At 50.4% G+C, this 14896-nt stretch carries 10 protein-coding genes and 3 riboswitches; of the genes, 8 read left to right on the forward strand and 2 right to left on the reverse strand.

Annotated elements, in window-relative coordinates; all coding sequences use genetic code 11:
* Positions 1-22 precede the first annotated feature (22 nt).
* Positions 23-886: a LysR family transcriptional regulator gene (locus tag C173_RS07770; RefSeq protein WP_036723817.1), complete on the forward strand. Its 864-nt coding sequence runs from the start codon at positions 23-25 to the stop codon at positions 884-886.
* Positions 887-962: 76 nt separating this feature from the next.
* On the opposite strand, the gene C173_RS07775 is transcribed toward C173_RS07770, so the two are convergent.
* Positions 963-1979: an aminoglycoside phosphotransferase family protein gene (locus tag C173_RS07775; protein ID WP_036723819.1), complete on the reverse strand. Its 1017-nt coding sequence runs from the start codon at positions 1977-1979 to the stop codon at positions 963-965.
* On the reverse strand, positions 1976-3049 hold the full coding sequence (gene rsgA / locus C173_RS07780) for a ribosome small subunit-dependent GTPase A (RefSeq protein ID WP_081751078.1): 1074 nt from the start codon (positions 3047-3049) through the stop codon (positions 1976-1978). Before rsgA ends, C173_RS07775 begins: the two co-directional genes overlap by 4 nt.
* Before the next feature lie 538 nt (positions 3050-3587).
* Positions 3588-3687: riboswitch (purine riboswitch) on the forward strand.
* A 126-nt stretch (positions 3688-3813) separates the two neighbouring features.
* Here rsgA and C173_RS07785 point away from each other — a divergent pair.
* From C173_RS07785 to C173_RS07815, 7 genes are all read left to right on the forward strand, one after another.
* Positions 3814-5214, forward strand: coding sequence for an NCS2 family permease (locus C173_RS07785; RefSeq protein ID WP_036723820.1), 1401 nt, complete (start codon positions 3814-3816; stop codon positions 5212-5214).
* A gap of 159 nt (positions 5215-5373) precedes the next feature.
* Positions 5374-7374, forward strand: coding sequence for a glycosyltransferase family 39 protein (locus tag C173_RS07790; protein ID WP_036723821.1), 2001 nt, complete (start codon positions 5374-5376; stop codon positions 7372-7374).
* Positions 7371-11210 (forward strand): glycosyltransferase family 39 protein, encoded by a 3840-nt coding sequence (locus C173_RS07795; protein WP_051477900.1) that lies wholly within the window; start codon positions 7371-7373, stop codon positions 11208-11210. Before C173_RS07790 ends, C173_RS07795 begins: the two co-directional genes overlap by 4 nt.
* Positions 11211-11306: 96 nt before the next feature.
* The gene (locus C173_RS07800; RefSeq protein WP_036723823.1) at positions 11307-12284 is read left to right on the forward strand and encodes a glycosyltransferase family 2 protein; all 978 of its coding nucleotides are present in this window, start codon (positions 11307-11309) and stop codon (positions 12282-12284) included.
* Entirely contained in the window at positions 12274-12678 is a 405-nt protein-coding gene (locus C173_RS07805; RefSeq protein WP_036723824.1) for a GtrA family protein, read from the forward strand. The genes C173_RS07800 and C173_RS07805 overlap by 11 nt, the downstream gene beginning before the upstream one ends.
* A gap of 68 nt (positions 12679-12746) precedes the next feature.
* Positions 12747-13400, forward strand: a complete 654-nt coding sequence (locus C173_RS07810; protein ID WP_036723825.1) for a class D sortase — start codon at positions 12747-12749, stop codon at positions 13398-13400.
* 125 nt (positions 13401-13525) lie between these two features.
* Positions 13526-13607, forward strand: a riboswitch (cyclic di-GMP riboswitch).
* A 73-nt stretch (positions 13608-13680) separates the two neighbouring features.
* A riboswitch (cyclic di-GMP riboswitch) is annotated at positions 13681-13761 on the forward strand.
* 13 nt (positions 13762-13774) lie between these two features.
* Entirely contained in the window at positions 13775-14584 is an 810-nt protein-coding gene (locus tag C173_RS07815) for a transglutaminase-like domain-containing protein (protein WP_036723826.1), read from the forward strand.
* Positions 14585-14896 lie beyond the last annotated feature (312 nt).

Consider the following 14896-nt stretch of genomic DNA (forward strand, 5'->3'; position numbering starts at 1 on the left):
TTGATACCTGAAGGAGAAGGCTATGCATATCGAGAACATGAGAGCTTTTATGAAAGTTGCAGAATTGCGAAGTATGACTGCTGCGGCGAACGAACTCAATCATCTGCAATCGAATATTACGAATAAGATTAAGAATATCGAGAAGCACTTTGAGGCTAAGCTGTTCTACCGGCATTCTTATGGGGTAGAGCTAACCCCGGATGGGGAAAGGCTATATGCACAATTCAAAAAAATAATCCTGCTATGGGAAGAAACAGAAGAGCTCCTCGCCCATAAGGAAGAGCATATTTTGATTGGAATTATGCAGTCTTCCTTTCCGCTGCACCTTAATAATATTGCTAAAGAATTTCATCAGGCATTCCCGAACAAAAGGTTGTCCTTAATGAGCGGAAGCACAGATGAATTAATATCCAAGATCCTCAAGGGAGAATTGAATATTGCTTACATTACCGAGCTTGAGAATGCAATTTATAACCAGAGTAAATCCATGCTGGCGGAAATGCTGACAAGAGACCGATTGGTGTTTACGGGGAATACGAAGGGTAAGTCTCTCTACAGATTATTAAGTGAAGAGCCTATTTATGTGTTCAGTAAACAGTGCTCCTCGTATCAAGCGCTTATGTCACTGATGGCTGATTTCGATGTGCATAACGCATCCATTTCAGAGGTGAATATTGTCGAAACACTGTTGGAGATTTGCAGCAACGGATTCGGTATAGGAATCATTCCTGAAAGTCTGGCGCTCAAATACCATTATCTGAACTATCAAGCTTTGCCGGATGGATATTCTGCACTCCGCAGAACCCTGATTTATCATCCTGAACATACACTATCCAGTGCAGAGAAGTGGTTTATTGAGAAAAGCAAGTCGCTCCTCCAGCAGTAGCTTTCGCTGCCCCTGTATCATAGAAAAAGGGCATAGGTCTACACCATGTCGTGTATCCTATGCCCTGGATCTTAGCTTATTGTAGGGTCAAGCTCTTCAATTCATACACCTTCTCCAGCGTATCCAGACACTCTGTCTTCTTATCATCATCCTCCGCATGAAGATATCCCTCCACCAGCCGGTATCCGAAGACGAGCAGAATGAATTCGTAGACGCAGTGGCCGGCAAGCGGGGCAATCTCTCCCGCATATTCCGTGAAGCCCCGGTAATAAGCAGGGACACACCGCTGATAGTATTCAATCATGTGATCAAGATCCACCTCATCTGCAATCAGGCTGGCGATGTCCTCGCCGAGGTAGCCCCAGCCGCTGGTATCCCAGTCGATCAGCGCGATGGTCCCGCCAGTATAGATGATGTTGGTTACCCAGAAGTCCCGGTGGCATAACACCCGAGGCAAGCTTTCAATCCGGGCAAAAATATCGTCCGAATGCTCATCGATGTCGATGAGCATTTGCCGCACATGCTGCGGGAATCCGCATTCCTCTGAACGGATATAGTCGTAGACAACCGGCCAAGACCGGTAGTGCAGATACGTATTCTTCATGAGATCGGCATGGCTCAGGTTGGTCAGACTTTGCAGCACCTCAGGCTGCTCCGCGTACAACTTCCCTTGATACCATCCCAACTCCAATGCGGCCTGTTCATACATGTCACCGGTCAGCTCCAGGCCTGAGATGCCGTTGATATATTCCAGCCATAGCTGGTACTCATTCTCTTCATCATTCATCTTCGCGTGATAACACACCGGCCAGCGGAAGGTATCATTGAAGGTCGCTCCCAGCTCAGAAGCGTAGAGATCATATTCCCGCCGCCATGAATCCGGGTCATTGTAACGTTCCCATTTCTTTTGAATTTTCAGCACGATGCGGAACGGCAGGCTCTCCCCGGCAGCACTTGCAGCGGTTCCGGTGACCAATTGCACATCCCCCACAGTTCCGCCGTGTAACTGTAGCGTTTCGTAATCCGCAGAGGTAATCGTTGTATTAAAAAGCTGAGATAGAGCAATATATAAAGCATCTTGGTTTATCTTCATTTGTATCGTCCTCCGTTTTTTTTCATTTGCTTGCGCTGCATTGCAGCTGACTGATTGCGGGCATCCTTGTCCCTGAGATAGTGTGTTCTGTCCTGGACGAACCGGTTCTCCTGCTGCTGTGAGTTGTAACGCTCCCAGCGTTCACGCGGCAAGGAACCGTCCGCAAGGGCGGCGAGTACCGCACAGCCCGGCTCGGCTTCATGGCGGCAGTCATGGAACCGGCACCCTGCGAACCGTTCCTCCACATCGCTGAAGCCTGCAGAGATGCCTTCGTCAGCGTCGAATAATCCAAGTTCACGCATTCCGGGGGTATCGATTACCATTGCTCCCGAGGGGAGCATGAACAACTGACGGTGGGTCGTCGTATGCCGTCCCCGGCTGTCTTCCTCCCGGATGGCACTGACCTTCATAACATCCCGTTCCATCAGGGCGTTAAGCAGCGATGATTTGCCGACTCCGGACATGCCAAGGAAGACGACAGTTGAACCTGGCTCAAGGTAGACATCGAGCTCATTCAGCCCGAGACCGTTATGACTGCACACTGCGTGCACGGGAACATCCGGCATGCTCTGCCGGACTTCTGCCAGCGGGAGGCTGTAGTCTTCTGTGAGATCCGCCTTCGTCAGAATGACGACCGGCTGCCCGCCGCTCTGCCTGGCCTGGGTCAGATAACGCATCATGCGGGTGACATTGAAATCCTTGTTCAGGGAAGACAAAATAAATACATAGTCGAAATTGGCGGCTACGACCTGTTCCAGAACGGTTCTGGTATATTCTGCGGCATGGCCGGAATAATTCGCACGCGAGAACTTGGAGCGGCGGGGGAGAAGCGCTGTAATGAGCGATTCCCCGCTTTCGTTCGGACGCAGCAGGACGAAGTCGCCGACGCACGGGAAGTCCCCGCGCGATTCCGCACTGTGATAGAACGTGCCTTTGAGTACAGCGGTCAGCTCGCCCCGCTCTGTGATTACCATGAAGCGCTCCCGCCGGAGCTCTGTAATTCTGCCCGGTAATAGCCCGGCGGGGATTTCCTCTATTTCGGTGTAGCCATAGGTTGTAAGATTAATCATGTTTTTGGGTTTAGCTCCTTATCTGTTGTTTGATGGACGCAAAAATGCCGCGGAACAGCAGCCTCAATAAGAAGCTGCTGTTCTACGGCATCAAGATGCAAAGAAGATACGACCTTCATCGTATCCCGCAAACAGCAATATTCACGAAAGGTTACTTGGGATGGCATACCAAATAATCCAGGCGTTCGCCTGATTTTTAAGATGTATGCCTGCTATGCAGTTTTAAACGGAAACCACCATATAAGTAGTAACCAATCGAAACATCCCCTTTCGGATAAGGAACTTGATTAGAAATTTAATGCTTATCGCTAAGCACATTCAGATTAACATAGATTTGGTATGCAAATCCATGTAGAGTTTGATTATAATTAATTTAGTGCGGAACTATCCGCATTTATGCTGCAATGTTTGGCGGATTCTCCCTGAACCAAGCAGTATTTGTCATAGAAATGTTCAATTTACGAACATTTGTGTAAACCTGACGGCCAATGTTCGTATTTACCATTGACAAGAGCTGTCATCTCCCCCTAAAATGATAAAGCGCTACAGCAAATATATTCGTATAATTCCGGGGATCGGCCCGGAAGTCTCTACGAGGTCACCGTAATGACCTGGCTACGATTAAGAAGAGCAACTTGTTCTGGGATTTCCGGCGATTGTCCGGAATTCCCGGCAGCCATCTCTTTTTCGGGCCGGTGTCTTCCCAGATGCCGGCTTTTGTGTTGCTGTATTGGCACAACATACAACCTTAGGGGGAGAACGATTTGAACCGCTTTTTCAAATTGAAAGAGAACGGCACCACAGTACGTACAGAGATCATGGCCGGTATAACCACGTTTATGGCAATGGCTTATATTCTGTCGGTTAATCCAAGCACTCTGACTGCCTTCGGCCGCATTGATATGGGCTGGTATTCCGTATTCCTTGCGACTGCGCTGGCAGCCGGTATTTTCACCATTGCCATGGGGGTATTCATTAACTTCCCGGTCGCTCTGGCACCTGGTATGGGCCTTAACGCATATTTCGCTTCCGTCGTCTTATCCTCCGCCACCACTGAACATGAGTTCACCTGGCAGATGGGTCTTACCGCCGTATTTATCTCCGGGATTATCTTCATCCTCCTGACCGTTACCCGGGTCCGGCAAATCCTGCTCACTGCCATTCCTGACAGCCTGAAGCATGCGATCACTGTCGGGATCGGGATGTTTATCACCATTATCGGCCTGAAGAACAGCGGACTGATGACCATCGGCGTTGAAGCCGGAAGTGATATCGCCGCTAACAAATTTACAGATGTTCTTTCTTTTGAAACTGTAATTCATATGGGCAGCCTGGAGAACACCAATGTTCAGCTCGTGATTATCGGCCTGCTGCTGATCTCCATCTTAATGGTACTGCGCGTTCGCGGCGCCATCCTGTTCGGAATTCTCGGGACTACCGTGGCTGCAATCCTAATGGGGGCTGTGGATTTCAGTTCATTGAGCAATCCGCAGACACCATGGATTCCTGACTTCACACAGCTCAACTTCTGGGAATTCGACTGGGAAGGCATTATGCACACCGGTATCGTATCGGCGATTGCCACTTTTACCTTCGTAGAACTGTTCGATACCTTCGGTACGCTGGTAGGTACTGCTGAACGTGCCGGAATTATGAAGAACCCTGAAGAGGGCAAAAAGCGTGTCGGCAATGCCATGTTCGTAGATGCGGTAGCTGTTGCGGGCGGTGCGATGCTGGGTACTTCCACCACTACCGCTTATGTAGAAAGTGCAGCCGGTGTAGCTGAAGGCGGACGTACGGGTCTGACTGCAGTAACTACGGGGATCTGCTTCCTGCTTGCCTTGTTCCTGGCTCCGGTAGTCGCTCTGATCCCTGGTCCGGCCACAGCGGCAGCGCTGATTATTGTCGGTGTACTCATGGCTCAATCGATACGTGAGATCGACTTCCAGGACATGGTGCTGGCGATTCCGGCCTTCCTGACCTTCGTGATCATGCCGTTTACGTATAACATTGCTAACGGGATCTCGTTCGGGATTGTTACTTACGTGATTCTGGCTTGTGTAGCGAATATCGCCGGGAAGAAGAAATATGATATCCACTGGATGATGTGGGTGCTGGCGATTCTGATCATCCTGCGTTATGTTCTGATCGGCAGCCAAGGCTAATCAGCTCCATGGATTCTGACTTACATTCTGCGGTCTCTTCATTATATGAAGGGGCCGTTTTCTTTTTATTCTTTTAAGGGGGGGGAGCCGCGCGGGACAAGCTGGGTTTTACCCTTTTCATCAACCAATATTTAGATTATATTGTTGAAGAGGTGATAAATGGTGTCCGGTGTATTCAATCGAGTGTACAAGTTCTTCCGTAGCCAGCCCTGGCCGGTGCTGCTGTTCCTGCTTGGGGCAATAGTCCGTATTCTATACATAACTTCTATTCCACCGGGACTGAACCAGGACGAAGCCTCTATCGGCTATGATGCCTACGCCATTCTGCACTACGGGATGGACCGGAATGGTGTTCATCTGCCAATTCACCTGATCGCCTGGGGGAGCGGACAGAATGCGCTATATGCCTACTTGTCCATGCCGTTCATTCTGTTGTTCGGTCTAACGCCATTGTCTGTAAGGGCGCTTAGCCTGATCATGGGACTACTGGGCATGCTGTTTTTCTATCTCATTATGAAAAGACTGTCGGTCTCGCCTGGAGCCGGGACCGTTGCCATGTTCTTTATCGCCATCAATCCGTGGCATATTATGATGTCCAGGTGGGCGCTGGAATCGAATCTGTTTCCTACAATGATTTTGATATCCGTATACTTTCTGCTGCGCGCCTTTGCGAATCCAAGGTGGCTGTACGCCTTTACCGGCATGCTGGCCCTCTCGCTGTATGCTTATGGAACAGCCTACTTCTTCGTCCCGCTATTTGCGCTCGGTACGGCAATTCTTCTATTATATAGCAAGGTCCTGAGACCTCGTGCCCTGGTCTGGAATTTCGTATGGTTTGCGGTACTGGCGCTGCCTATATTACTATTTATTATCATTAACCGTTACGCTATGCAGGATATAGCTACTCCGCTGTTCACAATTCCGAAGCTCACGACCCCGCGCGTGGAGGAGATTTCATCCGTATTCGGCGGCAGGCTGTGGCAGGCGGCTGCGGATAACCTCACTGCGTTCAGCAAGCTGATGTGGAGCGGAAGTGACGGCTTGGCCTGGAACTCCATCTCTCCTTACGGGTATGCGTACCCGCTGGCGCTGCCTTTTGCACTGCTCGGCCTGATCGTTCTCCTGCATTCCTGGTGGACAAGCCGGCGGGAGAGGGAGAGCGCTGGTAGGGGAGCCGTGCTGCTATGGTTCCTGGTGGCGGTGCTAATGGCGTTGATTACAACTGTGAATATTAACCGGATTAATATTATTTTTTATCCGTTCATTATGCTGGTAAGCACCGGATTCGTCTGGCTGGCAGGCAGAGTCAAAGGGATAGCCATCCTGGCCGCGGCCGGGTTCGCCATGATGTTTATTTTATTCTCCAATACGTATTTCCGCGAGTTCCCTGAACGCATCGGTCCAGTCTTCTATGAATCCTTAGGGGAGGCTGTGCAGTATGCTTCGGAACACAGCTCCGGTGAAGTCTATCTTACGAACCAGGTGAATATGCCTTATATTTATGTGCTGTTCTATGAACAGATCAGCCCGCATGATTTCCTGAAGTCCGTTCAGTATGCCAATCCGGGAGAGGCATTTCAGCGCGTCTCTTCCTTTGGAAGATACAGGTTTGATGATCTGAGCAGGGTGCCTGCGAATGCCGCATATATCTATGCGAATACTGCTGCGCCGCCTGCGGCAAGCGCCGGGTCCAGAGTGAAGCGTTTTGCCAACTACAGCGTAATGCTCACCAGTGAACAGAATGGCGGGCCTCAAGATACACCCAAGACTGCTGCATTTGAATTTGTGAATGGCGGATTTGAAGAAGGGACGGCGGGCTGGTCCTTCTCTGCGGGAACGGGAGTTGCTGTCAACAACCCCTTCGCCGGGAGTAAGCTGGCATATCTTGATCCCGGAACGGAGAACATCGTTTCGCAGGCTTTCACTGCACCAGCCGGTGAGTACAGACTGACTGTCATGTCCAGTAGCGGCGGCAGCGGCGGGAAGATCGGCATCCGGGCAGCCGGTAAGATGCTTGCAGAGACAGAGCTGCCTGCGGCGGAAGCTTATCAACAGGTCACACTTCCTGCGGTCACTCTGGAGCAGGGGATACAGGCAGAAGTATACATAACCGGCGGTAATGGCTGGATTAACATTGACGAGGTGAGGGTAGAACGATGACCAAGAAGGTACGTGCAGCGGCAACCGTTATACTAATGCTCTTATTATTTATTCTTCCTGTAACAAGCATTAATGCCGAAGGGAATTTGTTGCAGAACCCGGGCTTTGAAGAAGGCGAAGAGGGGGCACCGGCAGGCTGGACCAAGGACATGTGGATTGCCGGAGATGCGGCGGGCTCCATATCCGTTCAGTCGGAAGAGGTTCATTCCGGCAGCAAAGCGGCGGTTATTGAGAATCTGGAACCCAATCACCTGAAGTGGGTGCAGACCGTTACCGTCTTGCCGGATAGCTATTACAGAATCTCTGGATACGTCAAAATAGCCAGCACCGCAGGCGGGGGAATCGGGGCCAATATTTTCCCGGTAGGCATTGGGGGCGGTTATCCCGCTACCAGTGATACCGGCGGTGAATGGCAGCGTCTGGAGTTCATCGGCCAGACCGGCAAGGAGCAGACCGAGATCGGAATCGGCGCTGCGCTGGGCGGCTATGCCAATCTGATTCAGGGTAAGGCCTATTTCGATGATCTGTCCGTAGAGAAGCTGGATACAGTACCGGAGGGATCGAATATCATCTCACTGGACAGCGGCGCCCAGGCTCCCCCGGCAGATGCGGACGGCGGAAGCAAGCCGGAGGAAGTGCCGCATAAGGTGTCTCCGGCCAAGCTGCTGCTGCTTTCGGGAGTATTCTGCCTGTTCTTTGCTTTTCTGTACACAAGAGCCTTCCGCAGTGAGCGTCTGCTGAGACAGGAGGATGTAATCTACACCCGCTGGCTGTATGTTTTGTTTGGGGCAGCATTCATCCTGCGCATCTGGATCGGCCTTACGGCACAGGGCTATAAGAATGATATGAACACCTTCATGGCCTGGGGCCAGCGTCTGACCGACCTTGGACCGGGCAAATTCTATGAGGAAGGTTATTTCGCCGATTACCCGCCGGGGTACTTGTATGTGCTATACCTGCTTAGCCTGCTGCGCGGATTATTTAACTTTGCGGGCGGGTCAGGTGCCGAGACGGTTCTCTTCAAGCTGCCTGCGATGCTCTCGGATCTGGTGCTTGGCTGGATTATCTATAATAGCGCGCGAACCAGGCTCGGCTCCGGGCTGGCTATGGGGCTGATGATGCTGTTCCTGTTCAATCCGGCTGTGCTGATGGATTCGGCAGCCTGGGGGCAGGCGGATTCCTTTTTCCTCATCTTTCTGCTGCTCAGTATGATCGGGGTTGTCGATAAGCGCTTCGTACGTGCAGCGATCTTCTTTGCCGTCGCTACATTAATCAAGCCGCAGGCGCTGATTTTCACACCTGTGCTGCTGCTTGCCTTCTACCATCACCGGGCCTGGAAGCAGCTTGCGCTGGGCGCCCTGTACGGACTGGGGATTTTCCTTGTCCTCGCAGCCCCGTTCTTCTGGAACAACGGCGGTTTTGCAGGCTTGATTAACCTTTACAAAAGCACACTGTCCTCTTATCCATATTCCACAGTGAATGCATTCAATCTGTATGCCTTGACTGACCCGATGTGGTCGGCGCTGGATGTGACCTGGCTCGGCATACCGTATCGTATATGGGGCTTTATTTTCATCCTGGTGGCAGTAGCACTTGCTGCTTATTATTCCTTCAATACCAAGGACCGCAAGGATCTCTCCAAGTCCTACTTCATCGCTATGGTGCTGATCACGATTGTCTTCGTATTCGGTACCAAAATGCATGAGCGTTACTTGTATCCGGTACTGATTCTGTCCTTATTCGCCTTCATGGAGAGCCGGGACCGGCGGTTCCTGACCCTGTTCCTCGGGTTCTCCCTGACCCAGTACATCAATGTTGGTTATACACTGGCGTATTTGAATACCGGCGGAAATCCGCCGGCTGACGGCATTGTTCTGGTTACAGCTATTACCACTATCATTCTTGCGATATATCTGCTCTATATTGGATACGATGTATATATCCGCCGAACTGCGAAGCTTTTTCCTGAGCCGGTTACCCCCAAGGAGGCGTACGCAGCAGATCTGCTGCTTGCAGAAGGCATCAAGCCGCTTGCCCCTGCTGAGCGCCGTTCTCCGCTGAAGCTGAAGCGCAGAGACTGGATCTGGATGCTCGGTATCACCGTGCTATACGGGGCGCTTGCCCTCTATCATCTGGGAGATAACAAGGCACCTGAGACTCTGTGGGAGCCAGCAGCCAGCGGCGAGAGCTTCTATGTGGATCTGGGGCAGGCCCATCAACTGGAGCGGGTTAATGTGTTCGGCGGTGTCGGAACAGGGAAGTTTCAGCTGGAATTCAGCCAGACCCCTGATAATTGGAGCAGCCCGCTTGAGGTAAGCGAGGATGTGGGCAATGTCTTCATCTGGAAAAGCCAGCCGCTTAACGTATCCGCAAGATATGTCAAGCTCTCGGTTACGTCTCCAGGCTTCACCCTCAATGAGATGGCCTTCTATGAGCAGGGGGCACCGGAGGTTCCTCTGACGATAGCAAGCGTGACACCCGATTCGGGAGCAGCAGCTAAAAGAGGAACGCCGGCCAATCTGTTTGACGAGCAGTCCGTCATACCGGGGAACTCTAATTTCATGAACAGTACGTATTTTGATGAGATCTATCATGCCCGTACGGCTTATGAGCATTATCATAATATTGTGCCTTATGAGAACACGCATCCGCCGCTTGGCAAGCTGCTGATCGGGGTAGGAATGGAGCTGTTCGGCGTCAATCCGTTCGGGTGGCGGATCATCGGCACCTTGTTCGGGATTGCGATGCTGCCGCTGATCTATATCATGGCGATTCGGTTGTTCCGTAAGACTACCTATGCTGCACTGGCAGCGGGATTATTCGCTCTGGACTTCATGCATTTCACCCAGACGCGGATATCGACCATCGATGTGTACGGTGTATTCTTCATTATGCTGATGTTCTATTTCATGCAGCGGTATTTCACGATGAATTTCTACCGGGTGCCGCTGCGGACCACACTGGCTCCGCTGTTCTGGTCCGGCCTGTTCTTCGGCATCGGGGTTGCTTCGAAGTGGATCGTGATCTACGGAGGCGCAGGACTTGCTATTATGCTTGCGCTGGTACTCATTGAACGCTACAGAGAATACAAGGCTGCCGGACGCCTGCTGGCTGAAGGCAAGCTGAGCGGTCAGGAGCTCAAAGCCGCCTGCCGGACTGCAGATCAGTCCTTCTGGAAGAACACGATCATCACGCTGGCCAGCTGCATCGGATTCTTCGTCATCATTCCGGGAATAATATACAGCCTGTCCTTCATTCCTTCACTATCTGCGTCGGCAGAGGGCTTCACCGTTAAGGGGCTGATTGATGCCCAGAAGAATATGTACAACTATCACAGTCAGCTTGTAGCTACACATCCGTTCGCCTCCTCCTGGTGGGAGTGGCCGTTCATGAAGCGTCCGGTATGGTTCTTCAGCGGCGGCGAAGGCTTGCCTGCAGGCAAGGCGAGCAGCATAGTAACGATGGGCAATCCGCTGATCTGGTGGACAGGAATCTTCACGATGCTGGCTGCTGTATGGTTCACCCTGAAGCGCCGGGACAAGAGCCTGTATATGATCTGGATCGGCTTCTTCTCACAATATGTTCCGTGGATGCTTGTGCCGCGTGAGACCTTCCTGTACCATTACTTTGCGATGGTGCCGTTTATGATTCTATCCATTGTGTACATCCTGAAGCTGCTTGACGGCAGGTTCCAGGGTGCCAAATATCTGCGGTACGCCTATGTTGCGGCCGCCGCCATCCTATTTGTAATGTTCTATCCGGTATTGTCCGGCATGCAGGTGAACAGCAGTTATATCATTCATGTACTTCGCTGGTTCCCTTCCTGGGTATTCTAGGAGGGGAGCTGTAAGAGCCGCATAGTTGCTCAAAGCTGATGTTGATGAAGCGCATCAAGGAAGCTGTGGCTTACAATAAATTGAGGAGGAACCCTTGTGAAGGCCAGATATAGTGTAATTGTGCCCATGTATAATGAGGAGGAAGTCATTCAGATAACCTACGAACGGCTCAAAAAAGTGATGGATGAGTGCGGGGATTCCTATGAGCTCGTGTTCGTCAATGACGGCAGCCGGGACCGTACGGCTGAGATTATGCGCGAAATCAGTAATAGGGATGAGCATGTCAAGCTGATTGACTTCTCCCGTAACTTCGGCCATCAGGTGGCGATTACGGCGGGTATGGATTATGCTGAAGGCCAGGCTGTTGTGGTGATTGACGCAGATCTCCAGGACCCGCCGGAGGTCATCCTGCAGATGATCGCCAAGTGGAAGGAAGGCTATGAGGTAGTCTATGCCAAGCGGCTGAAGCGCCACGGAGAGACCTTCTTTAAGAAGGTGACAGCCAAAATCTTTTACCGTCTGCTCAGCAGCATGACCAGTGTGGAGATTCCCACAGATACCGGGGACTTCCGGCTCATCGACCGTAAGGTCTGCGATGTGCTGCGCGGCCTGAAGGAGAAGAACCGTTATGTACGGGGGCTGGTAAGCTGGGTCGGCTTCCGGCAGACCATGGTGGAATATGTGCGGGAGGAACGCTTCGCCGGGGAGACGAAATATCCGCTCAAAAAAATGATCCGCTTTGCGCTCGACGGAATCACCTCCTTCTCGCACAAGCCGCTCAAAATCGCCTCTTATGTCGGCTTCTTCCTGTCCTTCTCCAGCTTCATCTACCTGTTCCTGGTCTTATTCCAGAAAGTCTTCACCTCTTGGACTGTGCCGGGCTGGGCATCTATTGTCGGGGTGAACCTGCTGTTTAACGGCATTGTGCTGATGCTGCTGGGCGTGATTGGGGAATACATCGGACGGATCTATGATGAATCTAAGGATAGACCGCTTTATATCGTACGCGAGACCCGAGGCTACCCGGAGGCAGAGGCCGAAGACACGCGGAAGGCAAGCGATTATGCAAGATAAGGCTTGGCGGGCAGGGATGATCCAGTTTCTGAAATTCAATGCGGTGGGCCTGCTTAACACGTTCATAGATTTTGCGGTATTTACCCTGCTTCATTCCCTGGGGATGCTTAACACCCCTGCACAGATTATTTCCTACAGCGCCGGGACGGCCAACAGCTTTTTCTGGAATAAGAAGGTGACCTTCAAGGGCGGGAACAGAGGCGGGAATAGCGGCTTTGACCGGATGCAGCTGGTGAGATTTATTGTCCTGAATCTGATGGTGCTGGGCATTTCGGTGCTGCTGATTCATCTGCTGACTGACCGGCTGGGCGTCCAGGTGCTGATGGCCAAGGTGCTGGTTACCTTTGTTACAGTAATCATTAATTTCTTTGGAAGCCGGAAGTGGGTATTTTAAAGAGAGCGTATATCTTCCCCGTATTCTGTGGAGGAAAGCACTTATTCTATGTTGCGGAGGCGATTGTCATGCGGAAATTATCCTATTTGATTATACTTGCCGGGGTCCTGATTATGCTCTACCCCAAAGGAAGCGAATGGTACGAGGACCGTCAGCAGCAGAAGCTGCTGGAAGAGGCTGAACAGGCCTATAGTGAAATCGTTCCTTCGGCTACGGCTCCTGCCAGCCAGGATCTGAGCAAGCCTTATGCAGAAGTCACCCAGCTGCTGGCGGAAGAGTCTGGTGCGGAAGAGCCGGTGCCCACTACAGCGCCCGAGATTGAAGTGGGAGGCAAGATCACCGCTATTATTGAAATCGATAAAATCGATCTGAAGCTGCCTGTACTGGAGGGCGCCACCAAGACCAATATGAAGCATGCGGCGGCGCATATGAAGGAGACAGCTCCGATTGGCGCGGTAGGCAATGCAGCGATTGCGGCACATCGGTCAAGAACGGCAGGGCGGCTGTTCAACAGACTGGATGAGGTCGGTAAAGGGGATGCCATTACTGTTATTACAAGCGGACAGGAATACAAATATGTTGTATATGATGTATCTATTGTAGAGCCTACCGATATTTCAGTACTGAAGGGTAAGGATGATGATAAGATTCTGACCCTCATTACCTGTGATCCGCTTGTCAACCCTACCCACAGACTCATTATTCATGCAAAGTTGACCTGATTGTCATAGGACAATGCTGAGAAAGGTCAAAAAACATAAAATTTTAGTCTATTTTTGCGGGAATCTAGTGATTTGGGTCTTGCTAATAGATTGAGATATGGTAAGCTATAACTATGAAAGCTAATACACGATAACGGCAAACCTATCGAAAGGTAGGGACGCAAAGCTACAGGGCCTTCCCGTCATGGATGGCAGCCAGTTACCGAATGAAGAGGCTTTTTTTGTTTGTTTTCATTCTGAATCTGTCATTATGTGGCAGTAGATTGGACAGATAAAGCTTATACGATAACGGCAAACCTATCGAAAGGTAGGGACGCAAAGCTAAAGGGCCTTCCCGTAAGAATGGCAGCCAGCTACCGAAAGGGGTTTTATCCATGAAGAAGTTTTATTTAATGCTGATTACACTTTTTGTGATCGTCACTTCCGTGCAGACAGGCACTGCTCAAGCTGCTAATGCAGATTCAAGCTGGTTAAATGTTGGACAACTTGATCAAGGGGTTATCGGGGTTTCGTACGATGTTCCTAAAGACAAGAAGATGAAGCTCATGATTACCAAGGACAATAACAGCTATACTTACAACTTATACACTTCCAAACCGACCGAGACGTTCCCGCTGCAACAAGGTAATGGCTCTTACAAGGTCTCCGTTCTTGAGAATACTACCGGCAACAAATACAAAGTACTATCTTCCGAGACTGTATCTCTCTCAATGAGCAATGTGAATGCCGTATATTTGAGCTCTGTACAGAATGTAAAGTGGAGTTCTTCCGATAAATCCGTTCAAAAGGCAGCACAGCTTACAAAGGGTCTGACAACAGATGCAGACAAAGTTAAGGCTATCTACAATTACATCGTAGCTAACGTGAAATATGACTACTCTCTGGCCAACACCGTAAGCACAGATTATATTCCGAACAACGACAACACACTGGCTACCAACAAAGGTATCTGCTACGATTACGCTTCCTTGTTCGCTACTATGCTCCGCAGTGAAGGGATTCCAACCAAGTTGGTTATGGGGAATACAAGCTATGTAACTTCATACCATGCCTGGAACGAAGTGTTCCTGAACGGCAAATGGGTGACGATTGATACTACAGTGGATGCAGGTCTGGGTAAGAAAACAGCATCAACTGAACTGATCAAATCAGCAAGCAAATATACTGCAGCGAAATTCTACTAAGAATAGCTGTAACTATAGCATTATCTGAGAATAACCCGCTTAGTCATTAAGCGGGTTATTTTTATTTATATAAAGGTTGCTTTTTAATAGAAGGATAGGTTATTATAAATAAGCGTTGTTGGAGCGGCAAAGGAAATGAGAGATTACTTAAATAAGTGATTTCAAAAATAAAGCTTGCATTGCTCAGATGAACGTGATATATTATAAGAGTTGCTGGTGACGATAACATCGACACTAACAACGAGCTTGATCTTTGAAAACTGAACAACGAGTGAGTATCTGGAGATCACTTCGGTGAGATCCAAAAATGAG

It is taken from the genome of Paenibacillus sp. FSL R7-277, assembly GCF_000517965.1.
GTDB lineage: Bacteria > Bacillota > Bacilli > Paenibacillales > Paenibacillaceae > Paenibacillus_AQ > Paenibacillus_AQ silagei.

Bases quoted from the DNA above. Each gene is read 5' to 3' on its own strand.
- C173_RS07770 (WP_036723817.1), top strand. From the start codon at position 23: ATGCATATCGAGAACATGAGAGCTTTTATGAAAGTTGCAGAATTGCGA.
- C173_RS07775 (WP_036723819.1), bottom strand. From the start codon at position 1,979: ATGAAGATAAACCAAGATGCTTTATATATTGCTCTATCTCAGCTTTTT.
- rsgA (WP_081751078.1), bottom strand. From the start codon at position 3,049: ATGATTAATCTTACAACCTATGGCTACACCGAAATAGAGGAAATCCCC.
- C173_RS07790 (WP_036723821.1), top strand. From the start codon at position 5,374: ATGGTGTCCGGTGTATTCAATCGAGTGTACAAGTTCTTCCGTAGCCAG.
- C173_RS07795 (WP_051477900.1), top strand. From the start codon at position 7,371: ATGACCAAGAAGGTACGTGCAGCGGCAACCGTTATACTAATGCTCTTA.
- C173_RS07805 (WP_036723824.1), top strand. From the start codon at position 12,274: ATGCAAGATAAGGCTTGGCGGGCAGGGATGATCCAGTTTCTGAAATTC.
- C173_RS07810 (WP_036723825.1), top strand. From the start codon at position 12,747: ATGCGGAAATTATCCTATTTGATTATACTTGCCGGGGTCCTGATTATG.
- C173_RS07815 (WP_036723826.1), top strand. From the start codon at position 13,775: ATGAAGAAGTTTTATTTAATGCTGATTACACTTTTTGTGATCGTCACT.